This is a genomic window from Klebsiella sp. JN_Kp126 (genome assembly GCF_033843325.1).
GTDB classification, from domain to species: domain Bacteria; phylum Pseudomonadota; class Gammaproteobacteria; order Enterobacterales; family Enterobacteriaceae; genus Klebsiella; species Klebsiella michiganensis.
The window spans coordinates 1-549 of the sequence record NZ_JAWXQV010000037.1; the positions used below are offsets into that span (position 1 = coordinate 1).

Here is a 549-nt window from a genome sequence, read left to right on the forward strand (position 1 = left end):
CGTATCGAAAAACAGATAAAAGACCTGACGGATAACGACCCGGATATGAAACGACGGCGGAAGCTGCTGAACAGTATCCCGGGCATCGGGGAGAAAACAGCGGCTGTTCTGCTGGCGTATACGGGCCTGAGGCTGAAGTTCGGTACAGCGCGGCAGTTCGCGGCGTATGCAGGACTGACGCCGGTGCAGCATGAGTCGGGAAGCAGCGTGATGCGGGCGAGCCGGATGAGCAAAGCGGGGCCGGTTCAACTGCGCAAGGCGTTATACATGCCAGCGTTATCGGCGCTGTACCATACGGCGTGGGGAAAAGCGTTCAGGAAAAGGCTGGAAGAGAGCGGAAAGCGGGCAAAAGTCATCATAGGGGCGATGATGCGAAAGCTGGCGCAGGTGGCTTATGGAGTACTGAAGTCAGGAAAGGCGTTCGATGCGTCACAGCATGAGCTGTTGATAGCGTAACAACGTTCCCTGAGAAAAAACGACAGCACCAGAGAGTGCTGTCGTTGGTGTGCCTGTCATCCGGGAGCCGGAGAAAGTATCGGCAACTAAAAA

At 56.1% G+C, this 549-nt stretch carries 1 protein-coding gene; it reads left to right on the forward strand.

Features of this window, described 5'->3' with window-relative positions:
• Positions 1 to 456 (forward strand): IS110 family transposase (locus tag SIK97_RS01015; protein WP_049105373.1); only part of this gene is annotated, 456 nt, incomplete at its 5' end.
• Positions 457 to 549: the final 93 nt, after the last annotated feature.